The organism is Clostridium sp. CS001, from assembly GCF_020443565.1.
Lineage (GTDB): Bacteria > Bacillota > Clostridia > Clostridiales > Clostridiaceae > Clostridium_AD.
In genome coordinates, this window is the sequence record NZ_JAIZZN010000023.1 from 1 (window position 1) to 22,600 (window position 22,600).

Genomic DNA, 22,600 nt, shown 5'->3' on the forward strand with positions numbered 1-22,600 from the left:
TGGAAAATGGGAATATTGCCAACAGCTGAATGATGGGAGCCGTATGAGCTGAGAGGTTCACGTACGGTTCTGAGAGAAACTAAGGGGGAAGTTCCCTTGGTTTACTTACTGGATTATATTAACAACAGAAGAGAAAGAAGCAAAGAGAATTCTATGTTACTTGAGAAAATATTATAGGTATAGACTTAAATTAGAACTATCAGAGGAAAAAAACATCCATAACAAACTTGACAGTAAACCCTATAAAATTTCTAGGGTTCATCGTTAAAGCAGCGGCACCGAGAGGTGCTCCGACAAGTAGTAAAGTAAAGTTAGTAGGAAAAGCATATCCCAATATGGAAAAAGTTAAAAGTCAGGTTCAAAATATAAATAATGAAGTAAGAAAACTTAAAAATATTATGTCTGATACACTAAGAACACTTAAAATAAACAAAATTAACTCTATAATAATGGGAGTTGCTGAGTATTGGAAAACAGCCATATGTAGTGATACCTTTAGTTATATAGATGAAAATGTTCATAGGTGTGCTTATGCCACATTTAAGAGAATGTATGGTAATAAAATAAGAAATCACCGCGTACCATTAGAGAAACTAATTAATAACCAAAATAGACATAATGGATATAAAACAAAAACTTTTGCAGTGAAAGTACAGAATAATTATATTGGGATAACAAAAGCTTTTATAACTCATAGCAATTGGGAACGCTGTCCATTTAATAGTAAAATGACACCTTATACGGAAGAAGGCAGAGAACTATATATAAAACGAAATGGTAAAACTAAAAAGCTACCGCTTAACAGACCTAATATATTAGAAGCCGTAGAATCTACAATGACTGCCAATAGGCAAATTTACAATTTTGAATATTTTATGAATAGAGCTTATGCATATAACCGTGACAAAGGTAACTGTAGAGTTTGTAATAAGCCTCTGAAAGAGCACGAAAGTCATTGCCATCATATAAGAAATTCATTACCTATTAATGAAATAAACAAAGTACCAAATTTAGCTTACACATGTGTCACTTGTCACGAGTATATTCATGGAATGACTATACCAATAAAAACTACAAAAGAAATTAAAATTAAAATAAAGGCATACAAAGAAGAACTTAAAGTTGTTAGAGCATAATACATGCAGTAAGGCTGTAAAATGTTGAAATTCGATGGAGAAAAGTAAATTCGTTTGTTGGTACGCTGTGTGCGATGAAAGTTGCATGCACAGTGTGGACCCGGGGAAAAGATGGAGAAAATTTCAAAGTCTTACCTATGGGTATTAGCTGAAAGAAACTATCTTATTATCACACTTATAAAAATATTTTAATGATATATTTATATGTGGTATAATATGTACAAAGTGATTTAATTTGGGATAGGCGGGGTATATGAACATGAATGAAAAAGATTTTTTATTTACATTAAAAGAATATATTAGTGCTGAAGGTAAAGAGGAAATATTAGCGTTGTTAAAAGATTGTCAACTGAATTTTAATTATACTAGCGTATTTGCTACAAAGTCATATCAATTTAGGGCATACGTTGATTTAAGGGTGCCTGTTATTAACATGGGCAGGTTAAAAGAATTTCAGTCTGAAATAAATAAATATTGCGGTGATATTTTTATGGAGGATGAGCAATACGCTTATTTTGGCGTTGAAATAAAACCACAAATAATGACTTCTAAAAACGATTCGGATTTCGAAAAATCCGAAGTAGAAAATGTAGAGAATAATGATGTTAGCAAGCTGGGAAATGGCACTATTAAAGTTTCAAATAAGACAGTCGAAGCTTTAGCGCAAACAATAACAGGTGATAATGGAAAATCTTTTTATAGAAAAGGATATGAACTTGTTAAATTCTTTAATGAGCTAGGATTTAATGATACATATGGTCAAGGCTTTCCTTCAAGGATAGATTTCACCAGAGAACGTACAGCCTTGATAAATGAAAATGAGGATATTTCTAGTGTTTTTGAAAATTTGCTAGACCCTAGAGATTATATTGATAGTACATTTACGGTAGATTCAATAGCACAATATTTAAATCAGTATTTAAAATATGATGGCCTTGAGTTAACAAAGGTATTAGGCTTTTATAAGCTGTGCATAGCCCAAAAGAATAAAACAAGAGACTTAGATAAATTAATAGCTGTAACTGAGCAAGAAGTAGTAGAAAAAAAGCCGCCTAAAGATGGTGTAACGGTATTCTTTTCATACTCTCATAAAGATGAAGCAATGAGAGATGAACTTGAAAAACACCTTATTATGCTAAAACGTAAAGGGGTAATAAATACTTGGCATGACAGGCGAATTGATGCTGGTAGTGTTCTAAATGCTGAGATTGATGATAACCTTAAAGAAGCAGATATTATTCTTTTATTAATAAGTGTAGATTTTTTAGTTTCAGACTACTGTTATGATATTGAAATGAATAAGGCATTAGAAATGCATGAGAGTAAGCAAGCAGTTATTGTTCCGATAATACTTAGAAATTGCGACTGGCATTCAGCACCTTTTGCTAAATTACTAGCATTACCTACAGATGGCAAAAGTGTGTCTACTTGGGCTGATCTGGATGCTGCTTTTTTAAATATTGCAAAGGGAATTGAAAATATAGCTACAAAATTGTAGTTGTGATTATTCATGCCGGGTAATTTCCCGGCTTTTTATAGTTATATAGATAATGTTTATGTTTAACTGGACTTTTTAGCAAAGCAGCATATAAGCTATATCGAACATTCCTTCAGCTAACAATATGTTCAAATTCGCTTTGCATGAAAAGACTGCAAAGCACACCTGCGAGCCTAAGATAAGAGTTATCTAAGGCTCTCGGCGTTTTGAACATGAAACGTTAGAAGAAATGTCCTTCATGGTCGCTTCTAACGGGTCATTTAAAAAAGTAGTATTAAATCTAAAAAGTGATGAAAGCAAGGGGGGAAATTTGTATGAAAAAATCTTCATTAAAAAGTAGGATTATCCTTCAATTAGAAGAAAAAATTAAACAGTATGAAGATAGAGCAATAGAAGAATTTCTATGTCGCTTAGAGGAGACGGGTGCGCCAATAATAGAAGAGTTAGAAGATGATACTCAAAACAATCTAGTTACTTTTATATACCGTGGGGATATAGAATGTAAAAGTGTTTTGTTTGTGCCTGATATAGGATTAGATAGATTTAAAGATAATTATAAAGATTTTCAAATGCAAAGGATAATGGAAACAGACCTATGGTTTATTACATATGAAGTGAAAAATGATTTGCGGTTTATATACTATTTTTCACCTAATGATCCATTGGATGATAATTGGAATGATAGATTTGGTAATAGAGTTAAATATAATAGATTTAGTAAAAAAGCATTGATTTTTAATGAAGCAAATGTAGAAGACAAAGGTTCTTATGTAATAATGCCAAAGTCACCAAATGATGTTTGGGCTAAAAAAATAGAGAGTGTACCAAGAGGCAATATAGATGAATATAAATTTGAAAGTAATAAATTAGAGGACAAGCGTAGAGTTAGAGTTTACACGCCTTATGGATATGCCGAGGAAGAAAAACCTTATGGATTCATGGTTTTAACTGATGGTGATGACTACATCACTATTCTTTCTGCCATGGAAACTCTGAATAATCTTATAGCTTCTAAAAAAATACCTCCTATAGTTGCAATATTTATTGATTCAACAGAAAGTAGGGGAAAAGAATTAAAGTGTAATGACTCTTTCTGTGAGATTATTACAAAAGAATTACTTCCATGGGTTAGGGAAAATTATAATATTTCCAGCAATCCAAAAGAGGCTATAATTTGCGGAGTAAGTTTGGGAGGTTTAACAGCGGCTTATTTAGGGTTAAACTATTCAGATATTTTTGGCAATGTTCTTTCTCAATCAGGCTATTTTTGGTACAATTCAGAAGACTTTGCACCTAGTGAGGACTGCTGGATGAGTGCTAAGTTTAAGGAAGTAAATAAGCTGCCTCTTAAATTTTATTTAGATATGGGAATTTTAGAAACTAAATATAAAATTATAGATCCCAATATAAATTTAAGAGATACCTTGATAGGTAAAGGCTACCAGGTTGATTTGCAATGGTTTAATGGTGGTCATGATTACTTATCATGGGGAGAGACCTTGGCACATGGAGTGATTTCTCTTATCGGAATAAAATAGTGTAACATTATATTTCTACTAACAATTATTGAACCATAGAATTAAAAGTTGGGACACATCTTCTAACAAAATATTGCTGTTCGCCTTGGCTGGATAAGCACTTTGAGTGTAACAAGTGCTTATTTAACTGTAGTCTTTAAATATTGAGAAACCTAAATTACCGCCAAGGCACATTCCTTCACCAAGCGCGTCGCGCTAAGGTTCAGAAACGTTGGCAACAGGTCACGTTATAGGTCATTTAAAGCAAGAAAATTATTTATCTAAGGTTATTTGGAATTATTTTTTAAGACACAGTTGTAAAATATTATTCAGTAATTATTAATCAAAAAGGGGGCGTACTTTATTGAAAGAATCTATTGAAAAATATAACATGTGGATTTATTCATTAAGCAAATCTAAATATGTATTTGTAGTTTTTATTACATGTATCCTTGAGGCACTGGCTCTTTCTGTAATTCCATCAATTATAAATGAAAATTACTCACATACTTTTGTAAAATTTATAGTAATTTTCATAGTTATATCTCTTATTAATTTTCCTGTTCACATTAGTCAATATAAAAAGAATCACTAAAAATTGGTACGCAATCTTCTTAAAAGGTAACATATCAAGCTCGACTTCGTCTCTCAACGACCCGCATGTACTTACTTTTATATTTATGTAGCAATAAGCTACAGATTTTAGAATATTCGTATTAAAGATAAATTTAGAAAGTTGAGGTTAAAAAAATGGCAATAACATATCAAAAATACAAAGATATAGATGATTATAAAAGAATATGTACATTCTTAGAAAAAAATTATGAGTCTTATGGGACAAGGTTTGATCATAATTTATCTCTATTCCAATTTCAGTGTGCATTATCATGTGGATTAGAAGAGTCTGTTAAGAGCATAGATGAGGCGTTAGAAAAAGTTTTTCTTTGGTTTGATGATGATAAATTAATTGGAATACTTGAAGATGGCGCCTTTTGTATAGCAGTAGATTACAGATTTATCTTTGATGAAATTGTTAAAATTGCAGAAGAATTTTATTCTGATGTTGATAACAATGTTGAATGTAGTGTTTATGACAAAGACACCGACTATGAAAATGTATTATTAAATAGAGGGTATAATAAGTCAGAGGAGTACTGGGTAAGAAGGGATTTTGATTTTAATAATACAGTAAGTCGCATTGATTTGCCTGAAGGTTTTTACATAGAATTAGTTCCCAATCTTAAAGAGCATGATGAAGTATATAGGGATTATAAGCTATGCTATGGAATTTTATTCAATAAGAATATTTTTCAAAACTTTTATAAAACATCAACCTATAAAAAAGAATTAGACTTAGTAGTTATTGGTCCTGATAGAAATGTAGTAGCTTTATGTAGTGGAAGATATGATGAAAAAAATAAATTGGTTACTATCGAAGCAGTATCCTGTTACCATGATTATAGGGGAAGAGGCATTAGTAAAGCATTACTATTACATGAATTAAATATCGCTAAAGATTTAGGTGCAGATAAAGTTACTGTATATACTGCTATGCCAGAAAAATATCCAGCTCCCAATAAACTTTACGAATCAGTTGGATTTAAAGTAGTTGGAAATATATATGTATGGAAAAAGCATAAAAATATATAAGGAGTTGACTTGCAGTCATCTCCTACGACCTCAATGGTGCTTATTTTTATATTTGTGTAAGAATAAGCTAATAACATATCCTATTGCAGGACATTTGTAGGATATATCATTTTAATGTTTGGGATGGAGAAATTCAAGGTATTTTGTTGTTTACTTAAACAAAACTTTCAAGCAGGTATTTATGATATATTTAATATTTCCTTAACTAATATGAATAAAAAATTTATTAAATATATTAATAGCATTGGAAATAGAGATTCTATCTCTAATATAATAAAAGGTGTCTTAGGCGAGAGGAATCTTTTTAAACAATAATAAAGCCATACAAATAGCAGTTTAAATATTTTTTTAATTTGAATCCTTTATATATTGTGCAACAATTGTTATGGAGTAAAGATCATATTCTACGATATCTGGGGTAGGTCTTCCTCAAAGTCTAGTTACTAAACGACCTATAACAAAATGTTGCCATTCGCCTTGGCTGGTGAGTCTTTTGAATAGGTATAATTTATACAAAGAATGGATATCTCAAACTAAGAAAATCAAAACTAACACCAAGGCACATTCCTTCACCAAGCGCGTCGCGCTAAGGTTCAGAAACGTTGGCAACACGAAACGTTGTGCGCCGCGTTGTCCCATAAGTTCTGAGCTAGTAACTCAGACATTACTACAATACCAATTGACGAACGATTGTAAAAAACTTCATAATTGCATGAAATCATAAAGAAAATGGGGTAATAAAATATGGATATGGATAGATTCTATTCAATGTGCTTACAAGGAAATGTACTTGAGGCCATTAAATATTTAAAAACATTTAAGGATAAAAATAATGATATTCTTATGTTAATAAAACAATATGAAGAACGCTTTTTAACTGATAATGAAGTTTATAAAATTGACTCAGATGATTCATGGGTAAAAGATGTATTAAATTGTTATTTGAGTTATTTTCGTTTTGTGTTAATTAATAATTCTACAGAACAGGCTGAACAGAGATTAATTTTGAGTTTGTCAAAATTGGTAACCATTAATTGGGATTCTAATTTAGATGATATAGAATCAGAATTAGAAAATATATTTAAAGAGAAAGGATATTCATTTTTAGGTGGATTGACATCATCATTTAGAGGTCCTTATATTTGGAAGAATACTCTAAAGGAAGAGTTTAATGTATCATTGCCTGATGGTGAGCATGATGTAGTAGTGTACTTTATTTCTGATTTTTTAATGTTAAGTTGGGCGCACTTTGCTACACTGGGAAAACATTATGCAGGGGGATGGGCTAAACCTGAAGGACTATATTACGTTAATAATGGAATCGAAAATATAGATACGAATTCTACCAAGTTTCAAGTATGGTTTTTAAAACACGAAGCACAACATTTAAGTGATTATACAAATTTTCCAAATTTAAACGGGCGCAATTTAGAGTATAGGGCAAAATTGACTGAACTTATCTATAACCCCCAACCATATAACTTAATAGAAAAATTCTTAAATCAATCAGAGAATGACAAGTCAATACCACATTCATATGCAGCATATTCAATTATAAAGCAACTTTCTTTTTTAGTATTTGGACAAGAGTATGTTTATGACAAGGAGCAATGGAAAAATATAGAGTTTGATTATATTTCTAGCTTTGCATCCGAACTACTTTTAAAAGATACTGAAGAGTTACATGAAGCAGGAAGTGAAACAGAGGGTATAATTTAATAATAATAAATGATTCATTAAGGAATATGCCTATTATTTAATTTGAAAGGTATGTGAGGGAAAGTATGAGATATAAAAAAAGACGAATACTTCTATTAATTCTGATCTTTATTCTGCTACTGATTGTATTACGATTAGTAGGAGTTATTGATTTTAACCTCTATAGTTCAAGTATTAATTCAAATCAAACTGCATCAATTGCAAACTCAAAAAAAACGGGGAAATATAGAATTGAATTTGAATATAACAACAAAAATATATATACACACATTATCATGAATGACAATCAAGAACTTGTTTCTGTTATTGTGAAAATAGAAGAATATAATTTCACTGGTAATTATTTCATGCCATTCTATAAAAAATTCACAACTACATATGAGTGCACCTTTAAGACGTCCAATATGAATACTGATAATATTTTTACCGAGGAAAATCAAATAAGCGGTAAAATTGAGGGAGCTGTCGTATCTGAAATAAAAGGAATCTGTTCAATTAAAAAAGCAAAGAATCTAGCCATAGAAAAGGCAGTTAACTCTATGAAAGCCTATGTTATTGATAGTATAAGTAAGTAGGAATGATAAGATGATTTTTGTAGAAAGAAGAAATAATCCATATTTAATACTAACAGGAACTTTGGGCTGAAACTTAAGCTCTGTAAATAAAGAACTTTCATTTGGAATTTATAATTATGGGCATATCAATGTACGAAAGAAAAAACAAGAGCTCCATTGCTATAAGCGCAATGGAGCCTTATTTTTATAAAATACTTTATCTTTTACGCGAAAATATAAAATCTCTATCTTTTAGTACTTTTCTATGATGATTTTTTCTGATTTTCACTTTTAGTTTTGCTTGTTGCCTTAGTTATAATAGTTAATAAGTAACCTAATATAATTAGTAAAATAGGTCCACCGTAAGTCTTAGCAATTAATTTTATAGCTTCAGCAGTACTTTCAGCTCCAACTATATAATCAAGACCAGCACCGAAGAATCCAGCTATACCTAATACTAATACGAAAATAGATATAGTTATAGCTACAGCGTTTGACTTAAACATTGTAAAGGGAGCTTTATTTCCTTTAAGTCTAAAAACTAAATATGCTACAGCTAAGATTATGTACGGTAAAATTAGTGATAATGCGGATAAATCAGTTAATAATTTAAAGAATGCATCAATTGAATTTAATCCTACTAATGGAACCACTACTAATACAATAACAATTACACATTGAGTCCATAATGCATTTTTCAAAGTTCCATCTTCTGATTTTTTAGTTAAAAACTCAGGGAAGGTTCCTTCTGGTACTTCTGAGAACATGGCTCTTATTGGAGATTCCATCCATAAAACATATGCTGCTACAGAAGTAATTGTTAAGATAACTGCATAAAGTTGAACTATAATTTTTCCGTTTAACCCCCAGTTCTCTGCTAATAGTTTATATACTACATAACTTGCATCCTTAAGACCTGCCTTTTGTAATAATTCTGGTGAAGCAATTAAAGAAACCGCTACAGAACCTACAATGTAAGCAATAGCAACTAAAGCTGTTGCGAAGATAACTCCTTTTGGGAAGTTCTTCTTAGGATTCTCCACTTCACTGATATATGTTCCTGCTACTTCCGCTCCAGCAACTGCAAATAATAACCAAGAGAAAGTAGAAAAATATGAAGTATTAAGTTTTGGTATAACTGTTGCAGCATTAAAATTTGTTGCAGAAGGCTCTCCTGTAAAATAACCTATAATTGCAAATAATATGAAGATCACTGTAGCTCCAATGGTAAATTTACCTCCAAAGTCGCTAATTTTCGAGAATTTTTTTATACCTTTTGTAGCGATAAAGGTTAATACTATTGCTAATACAATACCTATGTATGAAAGCATATAGGCATTAGAGTCATTAAATTTATTTTCTCCAAATATTGCCCAAGATACCATAACTGGTATTCTCGCAAAAACCATTTGTAAATAGAATAAATTAGCAATGAAATATGACCATGTACCTATATATGCCCACTTTGCTCCAAGGGAACTATTAATCCATGCATATATACCTCCGTCTTTGTCATTGTTTACTGATGCTAATTCAGCTATAATTCCGGATAATGGTAAAAAGAATAATAAAGATACCGCAAGCCAAGATGGAATAGATGCTGGTCCAAGTGCAACGGAATTTGAAGTAATGTTACCAAATCCAAACGTTGGTACAAAGATTAACATTATCAAAGTCCATAGACCAAGTTTTTTTGTTTTGTTCATAATAACCCTCCTATAAATATATTTTCTTTTGTTAATTTCTGCAAACATAAATTATGTCATAAATTAAATATAAATATGCTTAAAAAAATAGCCTCCATCAAAGCATAGGCTATCAATTAACAATAATAATGTTACAGTTCATAAATTTCAACTTTCTTATTTTACTATAAGAACGTAAACACTGCAAACAGAAAATAGAGATAAATGATTAAAAGAATGTAATAATTTAAATTTAAATGCGATTATCTAGGCTTATCTTTAAATTTATAAATAATTTATTAGATCAAAAGACAGGGTGAAATTGCGGGTGCTATCATACATAAATAAAAAAAATATGATTAAATAAAAAATCAAAAAATTCAATTTAGAAAAGGTAGTTAACTCTATAAATCTAATTTTATTAATGGTATAATTAGGCAATGTGTTAAAAAATCTCTGTATAAATAAGAAATAATCTGTATTTAATACTAATAGGAATTTTGGGCTGCAACTAACTTAAAATATGGTTGTGATCCGCATGAAAGTTTTACAAAAGCTGCCGTAGTTGAATTCATAAATGGCTATCTGGTAGATAAATTTATGAATGTTTACAATTTATGATAAAGTGAGAATAAAACATAGTTATTCATAAATATTGTCTATTGTCTATTGTATTCCTACCATTTCTATTTACTAAAGAGTATAAGGGAAAGATATCTAGGAAAGAATTTGAACATTTATATGATTATCTCCATTAATTTAAATAGAAGGATGGATTTTAATGAAAATAAATTTAATTAAATTTATTATATTACTGATTTTAATTTTTATAATTGTAGCAAATGCCCATAGGTTTTATCCAAGAAATTTTGGTGAAGTAATGGGAAAAGAATATTTAATTAATAATGTGACAAGTATTAAAATAACACAAATAAGCGGTATAAAAACAAAAGATATATATATAACTAATAAAGATCAAATTACAAAAACAATAGAATATTTATCAAATCAAACAGTTAGGCGTATAGTAACAAATTGGGGAAGTACTTATGAATCTAATGCTGAAAATTATTATATTGATTTTTATGGCAATACTACGGAATCTTCTGGTTGGGTCTCTACTATAGGTGATAAATATATAATTTGTTATACCTATAAAGAAAGAGTACATCGCATAGCTGGCAATATAAATCCTTATAAATTTACTAAGGATTTTGATTTAGATTATTTTAGAGAATTATTTATTAATTAATCTACGTATTAAGTTATCAACTCTATATATAATGTTTTATTGAAGATTAAAGGGCATAAATGATTAACCTTAAACTTACTACTTTGGGTAATTTATATTTGAATTACAGATATTATAAGAGTATAATTGTATTAATAACAATATAGGGGGAATATTATATGGATAAAGCTATAAAAGAAATTCTAAAATCTACTGGAATTAAATTAGCAGTATTACTTAGTATATCAGTACCCTTATCTGCTCTTGTAGCCTTTATTGATAAAGTCAGTTTTTTTGGAACTATGAAGATAATGGGAATAATATTTATAATTATGGGCATAGCAGCATTTCTCCCCAGTGAGAGAGCAGCTATAAATAATTCTAGGAATCCTAATATTCTTTTAGAAGATAAATACTATGCGAAGGGTAAAAAACCTTATTATGAAAGGATGCTCAATGGAAATATAATTGTTTTTAGTAAAGGTGCAGTGCAGGTGATTATATCCGCTATAATTATATTAGGATTTGCTTTTTTCTTTGATTAACTATAAAAATAGAGCCTATAGGAATATTAAAAAAATCAAAATTATTAAGTTAGTTTTAATAATTACTATAAAATAAACTCCTGATGATGTCAAATCTTCAGGAGTTTATTTTATAGTAATATCTGTTTAGTAAAAAACAATTAATTACTAGATAATTTTTAGCATTATAGTTATAATATGACTTAGGAATGCAATTCCATAAAGTTATATATTGACACATAGAGAGAATTCAACTCTTAAATTCTTGAAATATAATGATATAATTCACTTTTTTGATGAAATATATTTGGACGTCTCTATCAGAATTATTTGATGTACATTAAAAGGAGTGTTAGTTCATGAAAAATATAGAAATTAGCAGACCCAAACTTGAAGATACCGAGCTGATTAATGAGTTTTTTGAGATTGTAATCAGAGATACATTTTAAAAGAATGGAATTTCAGATTTAGTAGATATAATAGCAGAAGAAATTGAAGATAAGAGAAGATGTTTGAATCAAGATATAGAAAGTAATGGTACTAATAGATATTTTCTGATAGCTAAAGAACATGATAAGATAGTAGGATCAATTGAATATGGAGAATCCAATGAATTAATTATTTCATGTACTAACGGGGAATTAAAAAATTTAGTGGAGATAGGAACAGTATTTGTGCACCCGTACTATCAAAATAAAGGCATTGGCAGTAGGATGTTAAATCTAATGTTTATGGTGCTTAAGAACAATAAAATAAAGAAGTTTTGTCTTGATAGTGGATACAAAAGTGCACAGAAAACATGGATCAAGAAGTTCGGAAAACCTGACTATCTCTTGGAGAATTATTGGGGAGAAGCCGATGACCATATGGTATGGAGTGTAAATGTGGAGGATGTTTTACTAAATATAAAAGATTTCCTGTAACCATATTTAGACCAATTTATATACATAAGTGATTTAGTTAAAGTATTTGAAAGTGCTATTCATATAGTGCAATCAGATGGACAAGCATATAATGTAACCCACACAGAAGTAGTAACATGGTCACAATTAGTTGAAACAGCTATGAAGGTAGTAAATAATAATTTATTTTATTACTTTAGAGCACACCTAACTGAAAAATATGAATTACTTTGGATTAAGAATTTTAAATTGAATGAAATATTAGGGAGAGGTATGGAGCAACCATCAAGTTATATAAGGGTAGATATCAAGTATCAATTGATTTGCAAAAATAGTTTTAACGACATTTCAGAAGGTAAGTCTCCACTTCTATAAGTGGAAGTCAACTATCCTAGCAAAATAAAACTTCAGTGGGAGCCTAAATATACTTCTGAAGTCGTTAATATTGCAGATTCGAAGAAGATGAAGAGCTCCGCAGGTGATGATTTAAGGAGCTATGGCAGGTTAGTATTACTGAAGATGATGCAAAGAGAATAGTTCTTATGATTAGTTAAGATTATTTATATTGGATGAGGTGGATTATTATATGAATTTAGTATTTGCAGAAGCAGTGGTAACAGAACTTTTAGAAGATAAAAATGGTAATAAGTTATGTCATGCAAGGGTATTAGACCCCCATTCAAATAAGTACAAAATAATAAATCACTTGTTTGAAAATTCAACAATTTCATATTTTCTTAAGATTGGAGATTGTTTAAATTATTTTCTTAAAAATGACACACCTTTAGTGTTTGTTACAGATTGGACTGACCCTACTGAGATGGTTGGGCTTCGCTTGGAATCAGAAAACGAAGTGATAGACTACCCTAATCTTAGTTTTTTAGCTTTTAATAGTAATTGGGATGATATTAAAAAATCAGGTATTGAAGAAATATTCGCCCATGAATTTTCACATTTATGGCTAAATTTACTTGGTTATGACTTTGAATTATCAAAGTCTAATAAATTTCATACATGTACTGCAATAACCGATCCATTCATGGCGTTTAGTGAAGGTTTTGCTGAGCATCTTGAGATTGTAACAAAGGATTTAGTGCATAACGTATGTTTAGAAAATAAATTCTGGGATTATGGATATGATGTAAATGCTTGGCTTTGCTTACGTGATGAACAACTAAGATATCACGCTGTTATAAACAATAGATTTATCTACCATACTGCCTTACCTTACTGTGAAGATTGGAATACATACAACCATCTTCACTTTGCTCATATTACTTCATCTGCATTTACCCCAGAAAAATTAAAAAACGGCAACCAGATGATGGCATCTGAAGGGGTTATTTCTTCAATCTTTTATCAAATGTATAAACATGAATTATTCAAAAGTGAATTTATAGATGATAAATTTTATTCTCAATTTGGTATTAATAAAAATGAACTTGCCCCGTTAACAAACCTTTATTTAAAGATGATTTTTATTCTTTCTAAAATTGATCTTAAAAAAACAACATTAATGATAGACTTTATCAGGAGTTATGGAGATGAATTTCCAAATGAGAAAAAAGATCTATATGATGTTTTCCTGAATGTAACCCATTATTCAACAGTGAGTTTAAAGGCAACTGAAGATTTCGGAAATTTATATCGCATTGGTCGCAGGGGTGAAGTTGTTGTATTTAAGGATATACTTAGAAAAACCAAGGAACTAAAGCAAGACTTATATGATAGAGTATTAAGTTGCCAGTTATCTTTAGATAATGCCTTAGCAGGAGAATTATGGATTGAATCAGATGCAGTTATAACTCCTATACCATGGAGTCCAGAGGAAAAAACTAAGTATCATTTTGATATAAATACCGCTACTGAAATTGATCTCTTGTCTTTAGACGGATTGACACTTGAACATGCAAAAATTTTGACAAAAGAAAGAGATTCTAAACATGGGTTTACGTCTATAGAAGAGTTCTATAACTTATTAAGAAAACTGTAGAATATTTTTTAAATCAAACTGTTAGGCCTATGGTAATAATATTTTGGAGAGATAATCAGTATGAAAGAATTAAATACCTTTGGAAGAGAAATACAAGGCAGTTTGAGAGAAAGAAATAGAGCTACTGGTATAGTGCTAAATGACAAAAAAGAAATAATTCTAATGAATTTAACAAACATGAATTTTCATATGTTACCAGGCGGTGGAGTAGATTTAAACGAAAATATGGAAGAAGCTTTACATCGTGAGTTAAAAGAGGAAACAGGTGCAAATGTTGAAATCATTAGCGAATTAGGCTTAGTAATTGAAAATTTGGAACTAAAGAAAATGAGTATGAAGAATACATAAAACAAAGAGAATTAGAAGCAATAAAAGAAGCAAAAAAATATCTAGCAGAAAATATAGTTGTAATTTAATTTCAAGTATTAATTATTTAAATAAATAGAACAAAGATAGTGTTTACAGTATCAGTATTTATGGAGGGGATTATTTTGCTTAATAAACTTTTTAATAATTTTAAATTGAGAAATATTGAAGTAAGTTATTTTGATACAATTCAAGAAGCAATAAATATGATACTTAAATTAATTCCAATTGACGGCACAGTTGGAATTGGCCATTCTTCAACTCTCCAGAAAATGAATATAACAAATTTGTTAATAGAAAGAGGCAATATTGTATTTGATAAAGAGCTTGCTACAAGTAAAGAAGAATGCGTAGTGTTAAAGAAAAAATCATTACTTACGGACTGGTACATTTCAGGATCAAATGCGATTTCAGAAGATGGACGTATTGTAAACGTTGACCATAGTGGTAATAGAGTAGCTGCAATAACATTTGGGCCTGAAAATGTTATTATCGTTGTAGGAAAAAACAAAATAGTAAATTCGTTAGGGGAAGCAATATATAGGGTGAAAAATATAGCATGCCCACTAAATGCTAAGCGAGCAGGATTTAATCCACCATGTGTTTCACTAAATAAATGCGTGGATTGTACTTCAGAGGAACGAGTATGCAATAGTCTTTCAATAATAGAAGGACAATCTGATAAAAATAGGATGAAACTTTTTATTATTAATGATGAGCTTGGTTATTAGAGTGGTTTCAAAGCTTGAATTGTAATTTTGGCTTAATATTATATTATGAGTCCATAGGAGGTTTTAAATTTATGAAAGTTATATTCTTAGATATAGACGGAGTTCTTAATTCTGAAGAATTTTTAAAGATAAATCAAAGTGAAATGATTGATAGAAATAGTGTTGCTATTTTAAAAAGTCTAATTGATAAAACAGGAGCAGTTATAGTTATGTCTTCTGGTTGGAGATTATGGTTTGATGACAATATGATGCCAAAGGATGGATATTCTCAATGTTTATATGACGTTTTGTGCGAATTTAATATAAAAATATTTGATAAAACACCTGATTTTAGTACCGAAGAAATACGAACTAAAAAAACTTTTAGTCATGTAAAATCTAAGGAAATTATTGCGTGGTTAAGTAAACATGAAAATGTTTATAAATATGTTGTGTTAGATGATTTGGATTTGAAGAACGAAGAAATAAATTCACATTTAGTTAGAACAAATGCGCAGGTTGGTATTACTGAAGATGATGCAAAGAGTGCAATTGTTATGATTAGTTAAGTACAAGCAGTGAAGACAAATATGAGGAGTTTTATAGATATGTCACAGGGGATTAAATAAAATAATTTAAAGATTATGAAAAGGAGCAAGTATAAATGAAAAGAGTGAATGTAGCATATTGTTTAATCTATAATAAAGAAAGTCAACAGGTATTGATGGTACACAATATTGATTCAGATTCTTGGACTATGCCAGGAGGAGCAGTAGAAGATGGTGAAACTTTAGAACAAGCAGCCATAAGAGAAGTACAGGAAGAGACAGGCTTAATAGTGAAAATTAACGATGTAGTTGCAATAAATGAATGCTTTTTTAAAGAAGATAAAGAACAAGTGTTATTTGTCACTTTTAGGGCAGAGATCATTGGAGGAAAAATTTCAATTGAAAATCCTCATGAAATTTCAGAAATAACATGGGTGGAACTTTCTATGGCTGATAAGTTGATGCCTTATCATAAGTGTGGCATTAATAAGTTATTATGTAACTGCGCTACTTACTATTTTCAAGAATAATTACAAATATTGTTTTGAAAGTAAGCCCTTATTCAACAGCGATCCCAAATGCAACCTAAAATTTTGGTATGCAAATAATTTGATAAACGAAAGGGATTCTCGGTATGGGTTTAGGTCGGTAGATGACTTCTATAACCATTTTCAAAAAATAATAAACTAGATATACGAAGGAGATATTTTTAATGGATTTAACTTGGAATTTAGATAAACTTTATACTTCATTCACCTCAGAAAAATTTAAGGGTGATATGGAGCTTCTTAATCAGCGCATTTTATATTTAAATGAATGGGCTGAAAAAAACCTTAAAGATACAACTAATGCTACTTTTAAAATTGAAGAGTTTTTACGGCTTTATAATGATTATAAAACCTTATATTCGAGTTTATCTTGTTATGCAAATTTAATTTTAAGTGCAGATAGTTCTAATATAGAAGCTATGGATATTTTAGATGAGATGGATGATATTGATGCATCTGTTATAGATACTTTTGTAAGTTTTAACAAATGGCTTAATTATTTTAATAATATAGATGAGCTTATAGCATCTTCACCTTATCTTATAGAACATGATTTTTATCTTAAAGAGCTTATTTTGCAGTCTAAATACTTATTGAGTGAAGCAGAAGAAGTATTAATAGCAAAAATGCAAAGCACTGGCTCTAAATCATGGCAAAGACTTTATATGGAACTAGTTTCTAATATAGAAATGGATATAGTCATAGATGACAAATCAAAGAAAATGTCTCTTTCAGAGCTTAGAAATATGGCCTACGAAAAAGATGCATCGCTGCGAAAGACAACTTATTATGCAGAAGAACAGGCATGTAAAAGTATATCAGATGTGTCTGCAGCATGTTTAAATGGGATTAGTGGAGAGGCACTTACTATCTATGACATGAAAGGATATGAATCACCACTAGACAAAGTTCTAATGGTGTCAAGGATGGATGCTGAAACTTTAAATGCTACAGTTTCAGCTATAAAAGAAAGCCTGCCTATGTTTCATAAATATTATCAAAAAAAGGCTGAAATTCTAGGACATAAAGTTAGTCTTCCCTTTTACGATATCTTTGCACCAATAGGTGATGCTAATTCAAAAATATCATATTTAGATGCTAGGGATTTAATTGTATCAAGTTTTAAAACTTTCAGTGAAGAGCTAGCGACCTTTGCAAGAAATGCCTTTGATAATAGATGGATTGATGCTGAGCCAAGAGCTGGCAAAGGAAATTACGGACTATGTGTTGATATTTTTCCAATAAAAGAAAGCAGAATTTTGGCTAACTTTACTGGAAATTTTGGTGATGTGGGCGTACTGGCTCATGAAATTGGACACGCTTATCATAGTTATTGTCTTAGAGATGAAAAGATGTTAAATACGGTTTATCATACACCTATTGCAGAAACAGCTTCAATTTTCTGTGAAACCATAGTAAATAATGCATTGATTAATATTTTACCACCTAGTGAGAGCATATCATTACTAGAAAAAAGCATTTCAGATGCAGGTTATTATATTGTTGATTTTTATGTTAGATATTTATTTGAAAACAAGTTATATGAAAGAAGAAGATCAGGTCAATTGTCTGTTGAAGAGTTAAATAAATTAATGATTGAATGCATGTCAGAAGCTTATGGTGAAAGTGTTGATGTTGAAACCATCCATCCATATATGTGGATGAATAAAATTGGATATTATATGGTTGGTGAAGAGTACTTAAATTTTCCGTATTCATTTGGTGTTTTATTTTCTAAGGGTCTTTACGCAGAGTATATAAAAAAAGGTGAAGTTTTTGTATTGCAGTATAATAATTTCTTAGGTGCTACAGGTAAAAATAATATTCTTGATAGTGCAAAGATGATTGATATAGATGTCCATTCAATAGATTTTTGGAGAAATTCATTAAATCTTATTAAAAAGGACATTGAAGAGTTTATTAGCAAGGCATAGGTTTTCGTATTAAATATTGCAACTTATTTTAGTAAAAATACAAATATTAAGAAGATTTTTATGTATTAGAAAGGGGTTTATTATTATGTTTACAGATATTTTAAATAGAGAGTGGTCCTGTCAATGCATAGGTTGCTCAATTGCTTCTGGAGAGGTACTTTCACCTGGGGGAATAATAGCTGAAACAAAGAACTTTATACTTCATCAAGATCCCGAAATACCAATAAAGGGTTTCTTGATTATAGGCTCTAAGTCACATATAAAATCAATATCTGAGCTTAGTAGTGAAGAATCCCGAGAGTTATTTGATTTAGTATACAGAGCAAGGATTGCATTAAATAATGTATCAGATTTAAAAGAAGTAACTATAATTCAAGAAGAAAGATCAGGCCATTTCCACTTATGGCTTTTACCAAGATACCAGTGGATGAATGAGCAATTTGCAAATTCATTATCAACTGTAAGGGAAATAATGAATTACGCTAAAAATAATCTAAAGTCTAAGGAAAACATAGAAAGTATACTATTACAAGTAGAAAATGTTAGGAAGATACTTAATGGTTAAAATAGTTAAGTTATAGGACTTTGCTTGTAAATTGCTTATGAAAAGTTAAGTGTTAATGAAATGCTACATTCAATATATAGAAAATCAGAGGTATATACAAAGTCAAATTCAAATTTAGATTTATACGTTTGTAATTATAGAGGCATACCTATTGGAAACTGTGAATTAATGCTAAATAGTGATATTGCTAAAATAGAAGATTTTGATATATTAAATGATTATCAAAGAAAAGGGTTTGGTACGTCTGTGGTAAAATACCTCTTAGAAGAGGCAAAAGAAAATAGCGTTGAATTTGTTTATCTTATAACTGATAGTGTGGATACTGCAAAAGAAATGTATAAAAAATGTGGTTTTAAAAAAGCAGGAGAAAAAACTGAGCTATTCTTTGATTTAGGTTAATTTCAAACCATAAGGGGGAGTTGTTTTATACATGAATACTAAAGAGACATTGAAACAATCATACAATAATCATGCTCATGAAAGAAAAGATGAAATTCAAGAATGGAAAGCTGGTCCACGAAATAAGTTTCTGAATTTATTAAGAGAAGAAGGAAAGAAAAGCATTCTAGAAATAGGCGCTGGTAATGGCAGAGATAGTAGATTTTTTATAGATAATGGATTTCAAGTAGTTGCAACTGATTTATCTGATGAAATGGTGAAGATATGTAGGACAAAGGAGATTGAAGCCTATGAAATGGATTACTATAACCTTTCTCAAATGAATAAAACATTTGATGGCATTTGGTCAATGAACTGCCTGTTGCACGTTAAAAAGGCAGATTTAGAAACAGTTTTAAAGGAAATTGATAAGGTACTTTCACCTTCAGGATTATTTTTTATGGGCATATATGGTGGCGAAGATAAGGAAGGTATATGGGAAGAAGACATATACACACCTCATAGGTTTTTCTCATTATATTCTGATAAAAAGATAAACGATATTGTAGTTAAATATTTTGACTTAGTTAGTTTTGATAGGATTGAAACAGGTGGTAAATACCACCATCAATCTATAATTCTAAGAAAAAAAGATTAATAATCTGTGGAGGAATTCTTATGGAGTATTTTGATATTTTAAATAAAGATGGAAGCATCAGCGGCAAAACAGCACTAAAAGGTGACCTAATGGCAAATGATCAATATTATTTAGGCGTGCATGCATATATACATAACTCAAAAGGAGAATTTTTGCTTCAAAAAAGGTCTCAAACAAAAGATTTTCTGCCAGGTGGATGGGATATACATATGGGCCATGTTGTAGCTGGGGAAAGAAGCAAAACAGCTATTATTAGAGAAATACACGAAGAATTGGGTATAAAGATAGGAAATATATCTTTCTTAAAAAGGATAACTTGGGAAAAGCACAATCACTTTATTGACATCTATGCAGTATGCAAAGATATTAATATTTGTGATTTAACATTGCAAATATCCGAAGTAGAGGATGTTAAATATATCTCAAGAAACGAAATGATTAAGTTAATAAGAAGTATGGATTACAGACCAGAGGAGTATAGAATTGTTATGGAGAATTATGTTAGGGAAATAGTATAAACATTCTAAATTGTTATAAGAAATAAATTATTAATATTTCACTTAGTGGAGGAAATCATGATTAGTATTGAAGGTACCCGTATTAATTTGCGAACATTTACAAGAGAAGAATATCATAAGTATTGGAAATCCTATGTTGCAGATTCAGTTATGGACCCAACGGCTTATGTTTATGATGAAAAAAGGGTAGATAAAAACTATGACTCTATTACTGAAAAAGAGTCATGGTATCCCAGGGTAGGAATTTTTTTGCCTAGTGAATTTCCAATTGGCGAACTATCTTTTAAAAGGATCAATCATGAAAAGAGCCAATGCGAACTTGGTATTGTCCTTGCCAATGATAATTACAAGGGATTGGGTTACGGAACAGAAGCAGTTGAATTAGCGGTAGATTATATATTTAATTCCTTAAATCTTAACTATATATACGCTGATACAATGGGCTCTAATTTGAAAATGCAAGGTATATTGAAAAGACTTGGTTTTAAATTGGTAAGTAAAGAAAATCAGTATTATAATATGCAGGATAGATGGGAAGATAAATTGAATTTTATACATGTAAATGAAAAGTCAACTACACTAGATACGACGATGAGGTGAGTTTCAAATGATTACAATATTATCACCAGCGAAAACTTTAAAAATGGAAAAGGCACTTAACACAGATTTATACACACAACCTATATTTATAAAAGAAGCCAATGCCTTGATTAAAGAACTTATAAAATATTCTCTGCCAGAAATGGAAAGTCTAATGAAAGTGAACAGCAAACTTGCTGAGCAGAATTTTATGAGGCATATTTCATGGAATAAAAACCATGATTTGTCCAATAGCAAACAGGCTTTATTAGCATATCATGGCGCTGTATATCAAGGAATAAAAGCAAGTGATTTAAGTCAGCAGCAATTGTCTTTTGCTAACGATCATTTTAGGATATTTTCAGGTTTATATGGTGCTTTAAGGCCACTAGACTTAATTCAGCCTTATAGATTAGAGATGGGAACCAAGTTGAAAAACAGATATGGCAATAATCTATACAGTTTTTGGAATCATAAGCTTACTACATATCTAAAAAAAGAATTACAAAGTCAAAATGATAATATATTAATAGATTTGGCATCAAAGGAGTACTCCTCTGTAATAGATATGAGTAAAATAAATGTAAAAGTTATAACACCAGTATTTAAGGAATATAAAAATGGAACCCACAAGGTTATAACTATTTATGCAAAACGTGCAAGAGGTCTTATGAGTCGATTTATAATTGAGAATAATATTATAGTGCCAAATGAGCTTAAAGAGTTTAATGAAGAAGGATACAGTTATAATGATTATCTATCTTCTAATGGTGAATTGGTATTTACTAGATAAAAGGAGTGTACATCTATGGAATATATAAAACAGATTATTGAATTTATTCCTGAAAACAAACAAGAAATACAAGATAAGAAGGTACTTCTTGATTACATAGAAAAATATCCACATAATATTTTGGTTAGAGAAAATGAATTTGCCCATATTACAAGTTCAGGATTTATAATGAATAAATCACTAGATAAAGTACTAATGATTCACCATAATATACGAAATGCGTGGGCGTGGACTGGAGGTCATGTTGATGGAGATACAGATCTTTTACATGTTGCAATTAAAGAAGCAAAAGAAGAAACAGGTATAACTACTGTGACAGCCCTTACTGAAAAAATTATATCTATTGATATTCTACCTGTATATGGACATGAGAAAAAAGGTAAGTATGTTAGTTCACACTTACACCTTTCTATAGCATATGTTCTCATAGCAAGTGAAGAAGAAGCACTTATAGTAAAGGAAGATGAAAACACAGGTGTGGCATGGTTTCCTTTGAATAAATTTAATGAAGATTACTTTGATGCTAATGATGTTTATTTATATAACAAGATAATTAATAGGGCTAAACAAGTCAAAATATAGATTATGGGTGGT

Annotated in this window: 25 protein-coding genes; 24 read left to right on the plus strand and 1 reads right to left on the minus strand. The window is 30.1% G+C overall.

Annotation, left to right across the window (positions count from 1 at the left end; all coding sequences use genetic code 11):
• Positions 1–335: 335 nt before the first annotated feature.
• From LGK97_RS14110 to LGK97_RS14140, 7 genes are all read left to right on the plus strand, one after another.
• Positions 336–1,136, plus strand: a complete 801-nt coding sequence (locus LGK97_RS14110; RefSeq protein ID WP_226260398.1) for an HNH endonuclease — start codon at positions 336–338, stop codon at positions 1,134–1,136.
• 259 nt (positions 1,137–1,395) lie between these two features.
• A complete protein-coding gene (locus tag LGK97_RS14115) occupies positions 1,396–2,634 on the plus strand; it encodes a toll/interleukin-1 receptor domain-containing protein (RefSeq protein WP_226260399.1) in 1,239 nt (412 codons plus the stop codon).
• 314 nt (positions 2,635–2,948) lie between these two features.
• A complete protein-coding gene (locus tag LGK97_RS14120; RefSeq protein ID WP_226260400.1) occupies positions 2,949–4,172 on the plus strand; it encodes an alpha/beta hydrolase-fold protein in 1,224 nt (407 codons plus the stop codon).
• 343 nt (positions 4,173–4,515) lie between these two features.
• Positions 4,516–4,746: a hypothetical protein gene (locus LGK97_RS14125; protein ID WP_226260401.1), complete on the plus strand. Its 231-nt coding sequence runs from the start codon at positions 4,516–4,518 to the stop codon at positions 4,744–4,746.
• Between the two features lie 155 nt (positions 4,747–4,901).
• Positions 4,902–5,801 (plus strand): GNAT family N-acetyltransferase, encoded by a 900-nt coding sequence (locus LGK97_RS14130; protein ID WP_226260402.1) that lies wholly within the window; start codon positions 4,902–4,904, stop codon positions 5,799–5,801.
• 744 nt (positions 5,802–6,545) lie between these two features.
• Positions 6,546–7,520, plus strand: coding sequence for a hypothetical protein (locus LGK97_RS14135; RefSeq protein ID WP_226260403.1), 975 nt, complete (start codon positions 6,546–6,548; stop codon positions 7,518–7,520).
• Between the two features lie 65 nt (positions 7,521–7,585).
• Positions 7,586–8,095, plus strand: coding sequence for a hypothetical protein (locus LGK97_RS14140; RefSeq protein ID WP_226260404.1), 510 nt, complete (start codon positions 7,586–7,588; stop codon positions 8,093–8,095).
• A 242-nt stretch (positions 8,096–8,337) separates the two neighbouring features.
• On the opposite strand, the gene LGK97_RS14145 is transcribed toward LGK97_RS14140, so the two are convergent.
• Positions 8,338–9,780, minus strand: a complete 1,443-nt coding sequence (locus LGK97_RS14145; RefSeq protein WP_226260405.1) for an amino acid permease — start codon at positions 9,778–9,780, stop codon at positions 8,338–8,340.
• A gap of 760 nt (positions 9,781–10,540) precedes the next feature.
• On the opposite strand from LGK97_RS14145, the gene LGK97_RS14150 reads away from it, so the two are divergent.
• The 17 genes from LGK97_RS14150 to LGK97_RS14230 all read left to right on the plus strand — a co-directional run bounded on the left by LGK97_RS14150 (position 10,541) and on the right by LGK97_RS14230 (position 22,588).
• Positions 10,541–11,011, plus strand: a complete 471-nt coding sequence (locus LGK97_RS14150; protein WP_226260406.1) for a hypothetical protein — start codon at positions 10,541–10,543, stop codon at positions 11,009–11,011.
• A 158-nt stretch (positions 11,012–11,169) separates the two neighbouring features.
• Positions 11,170–11,535 (plus strand): hypothetical protein, encoded by a 366-nt coding sequence (locus LGK97_RS14155; RefSeq protein WP_226260407.1) that lies wholly within the window; start codon positions 11,170–11,172, stop codon positions 11,533–11,535.
• A gap of 491 nt (positions 11,536–12,026) precedes the next feature.
• Positions 12,027–12,437, plus strand: coding sequence for a GNAT family N-acetyltransferase (locus LGK97_RS14160; RefSeq protein WP_413228440.1), 411 nt, complete (start codon positions 12,027–12,029; stop codon positions 12,435–12,437).
• Positions 12,438–12,503: 66 nt separating this feature from the next.
• Positions 12,504–12,791 (plus strand): hypothetical protein, encoded by a 288-nt coding sequence (locus LGK97_RS14165; RefSeq protein WP_226260408.1) that lies wholly within the window; start codon positions 12,504–12,506, stop codon positions 12,789–12,791.
• Between the two features lie 211 nt (positions 12,792–13,002).
• Positions 13,003–14,409, plus strand: coding sequence for a helix-hairpin-helix domain-containing protein (locus tag LGK97_RS14170; protein ID WP_226260409.1), 1,407 nt, complete (start codon positions 13,003–13,005; stop codon positions 14,407–14,409).
• Between the two features lie 60 nt (positions 14,410–14,469).
• Positions 14,470–14,757, plus strand: coding sequence for an NUDIX domain-containing protein (locus LGK97_RS14175; protein ID WP_226260410.1), 288 nt, complete (start codon positions 14,470–14,472; stop codon positions 14,755–14,757).
• Between the two features lie 143 nt (positions 14,758–14,900).
• Positions 14,901–15,506: a lactate utilization protein gene (locus LGK97_RS14180; RefSeq protein ID WP_226260411.1), complete on the plus strand. Its 606-nt coding sequence runs from the start codon at positions 14,901–14,903 to the stop codon at positions 15,504–15,506.
• A 71-nt stretch (positions 15,507–15,577) separates the two neighbouring features.
• Positions 15,578–16,054, plus strand: coding sequence for an HAD domain-containing protein (locus LGK97_RS14185; protein WP_226260412.1), 477 nt, complete (start codon positions 15,578–15,580; stop codon positions 16,052–16,054).
• A 95-nt stretch (positions 16,055–16,149) separates the two neighbouring features.
• Complete coding sequence (locus tag LGK97_RS14190; protein WP_226260413.1) at positions 16,150–16,563, plus strand: NUDIX hydrolase; 414 nt, start codon at positions 16,150–16,152, stop codon at positions 16,561–16,563.
• A gap of 182 nt (positions 16,564–16,745) precedes the next feature.
• Positions 16,746–18,515: a M3 family oligoendopeptidase gene (locus LGK97_RS14195; RefSeq protein WP_226260414.1), complete on the plus strand. Its 1,770-nt coding sequence runs from the start codon at positions 16,746–16,748 to the stop codon at positions 18,513–18,515.
• Positions 18,516–18,600: 85 nt separating this feature from the next.
• Positions 18,601–19,080, plus strand: coding sequence for an HIT family protein (locus LGK97_RS14200; protein WP_226260415.1), 480 nt, complete (start codon positions 18,601–18,603; stop codon positions 19,078–19,080).
• A 30-nt stretch (positions 19,081–19,110) separates the two neighbouring features.
• The gene (locus LGK97_RS14205) at positions 19,111–19,479 is read left to right on the plus strand and encodes a GNAT family N-acetyltransferase (protein WP_413228441.1); all 369 of its coding nucleotides are present in this window, start codon (positions 19,111–19,113) and stop codon (positions 19,477–19,479) included.
• A gap of 31 nt (positions 19,480–19,510) precedes the next feature.
• Entirely contained in the window at positions 19,511–20,116 is a 606-nt protein-coding gene (locus tag LGK97_RS14210; protein WP_226260417.1) for a class I SAM-dependent methyltransferase, read from the plus strand.
• 20 nt (positions 20,117–20,136) lie between these two features.
• Entirely contained in the window at positions 20,137–20,634 is a 498-nt protein-coding gene (locus tag LGK97_RS14215; RefSeq protein WP_226260418.1) for an NUDIX domain-containing protein, read from the plus strand.
• Positions 20,635–20,691: 57 nt separating this feature from the next.
• Positions 20,692–21,234, plus strand: a complete 543-nt coding sequence (locus LGK97_RS14220) for a GNAT family N-acetyltransferase (RefSeq protein WP_226260419.1) — start codon at positions 20,692–20,694, stop codon at positions 21,232–21,234.
• Between the two features lie 7 nt (positions 21,235–21,241).
• The gene (gene yaaA / locus LGK97_RS14225) at positions 21,242–22,006 is read left to right on the plus strand and encodes a peroxide stress protein YaaA (RefSeq protein ID WP_226260420.1); all 765 of its coding nucleotides are present in this window, start codon (positions 21,242–21,244) and stop codon (positions 22,004–22,006) included.
• A 15-nt stretch (positions 22,007–22,021) separates the two neighbouring features.
• Positions 22,022–22,588 carry an NUDIX hydrolase gene (locus LGK97_RS14230; protein ID WP_226260421.1) on the plus strand — a complete coding sequence of 189 codons (567 nt, stop codon included), beginning with the start codon at positions 22,022–22,024 and terminating at the stop codon, positions 22,586–22,588.
• The last annotated feature ends 12 nt before the right edge of the window (positions 22,589–22,600 follow it).

Coding starts and splice junctions, on each gene's coding strand:
- LGK97_RS14110 (WP_226260398.1), top strand. CDS start 336: ATGGAAAAAGTTAAAAGTCAGGTTCAAAATATAAATAATGAAGTAAGA.
- LGK97_RS14115 (WP_226260399.1), top strand. CDS start 1,396: ATGAATGAAAAAGATTTTTTATTTACATTAAAAGAATATATTAGTGCT.
- LGK97_RS14120 (WP_226260400.1), top strand. CDS start 2,949: ATGAAAAAATCTTCATTAAAAAGTAGGATTATCCTTCAATTAGAAGAA.
- LGK97_RS14130 (WP_226260402.1), top strand. CDS start 4,902: ATGGCAATAACATATCAAAAATACAAAGATATAGATGATTATAAAAGA.
- LGK97_RS14135 (WP_226260403.1), top strand. CDS start 6,546: ATGGATATGGATAGATTCTATTCAATGTGCTTACAAGGAAATGTACTT.
- LGK97_RS14140 (WP_226260404.1), top strand. CDS start 7,586: ATGAGATATAAAAAAAGACGAATACTTCTATTAATTCTGATCTTTATT.
- LGK97_RS14145 (WP_226260405.1), bottom strand. CDS start 9,780: ATGAACAAAACAAAAAAACTTGGTCTATGGACTTTGATAATGTTAATC.
- LGK97_RS14150 (WP_226260406.1), top strand. CDS start 10,541: ATGAAAATAAATTTAATTAAATTTATTATATTACTGATTTTAATTTTT.
- LGK97_RS14155 (WP_226260407.1), top strand. CDS start 11,170: ATGGATAAAGCTATAAAAGAAATTCTAAAATCTACTGGAATTAAATTA.
- LGK97_RS14170 (WP_226260409.1), top strand. CDS start 13,003: ATGAATTTAGTATTTGCAGAAGCAGTGGTAACAGAACTTTTAGAAGAT.
- LGK97_RS14175 (WP_226260410.1), top strand. CDS start 14,470: ATGAAAGAATTAAATACCTTTGGAAGAGAAATACAAGGCAGTTTGAGA.
- LGK97_RS14185 (WP_226260412.1), top strand. CDS start 15,578: ATGAAAGTTATATTCTTAGATATAGACGGAGTTCTTAATTCTGAAGAA.
- LGK97_RS14190 (WP_226260413.1), top strand. CDS start 16,150: ATGAAAAGAGTGAATGTAGCATATTGTTTAATCTATAATAAAGAAAGT.
- LGK97_RS14195 (WP_226260414.1), top strand. CDS start 16,746: ATGGATTTAACTTGGAATTTAGATAAACTTTATACTTCATTCACCTCA.
- LGK97_RS14200 (WP_226260415.1), top strand. CDS start 18,601: ATGTTTACAGATATTTTAAATAGAGAGTGGTCCTGTCAATGCATAGGT.
- LGK97_RS14210 (WP_226260417.1), top strand. CDS start 19,511: ATGAATACTAAAGAGACATTGAAACAATCATACAATAATCATGCTCAT.
- LGK97_RS14215 (WP_226260418.1), top strand. CDS start 20,137: ATGGAGTATTTTGATATTTTAAATAAAGATGGAAGCATCAGCGGCAAA.
- LGK97_RS14220 (WP_226260419.1), top strand. CDS start 20,692: ATGATTAGTATTGAAGGTACCCGTATTAATTTGCGAACATTTACAAGA.
- yaaA (WP_226260420.1), top strand. CDS start 21,242: ATGATTACAATATTATCACCAGCGAAAACTTTAAAAATGGAAAAGGCA.
- LGK97_RS14230 (WP_226260421.1), top strand. CDS start 22,022: ATGGAATATATAAAACAGATTATTGAATTTATTCCTGAAAACAAACAA.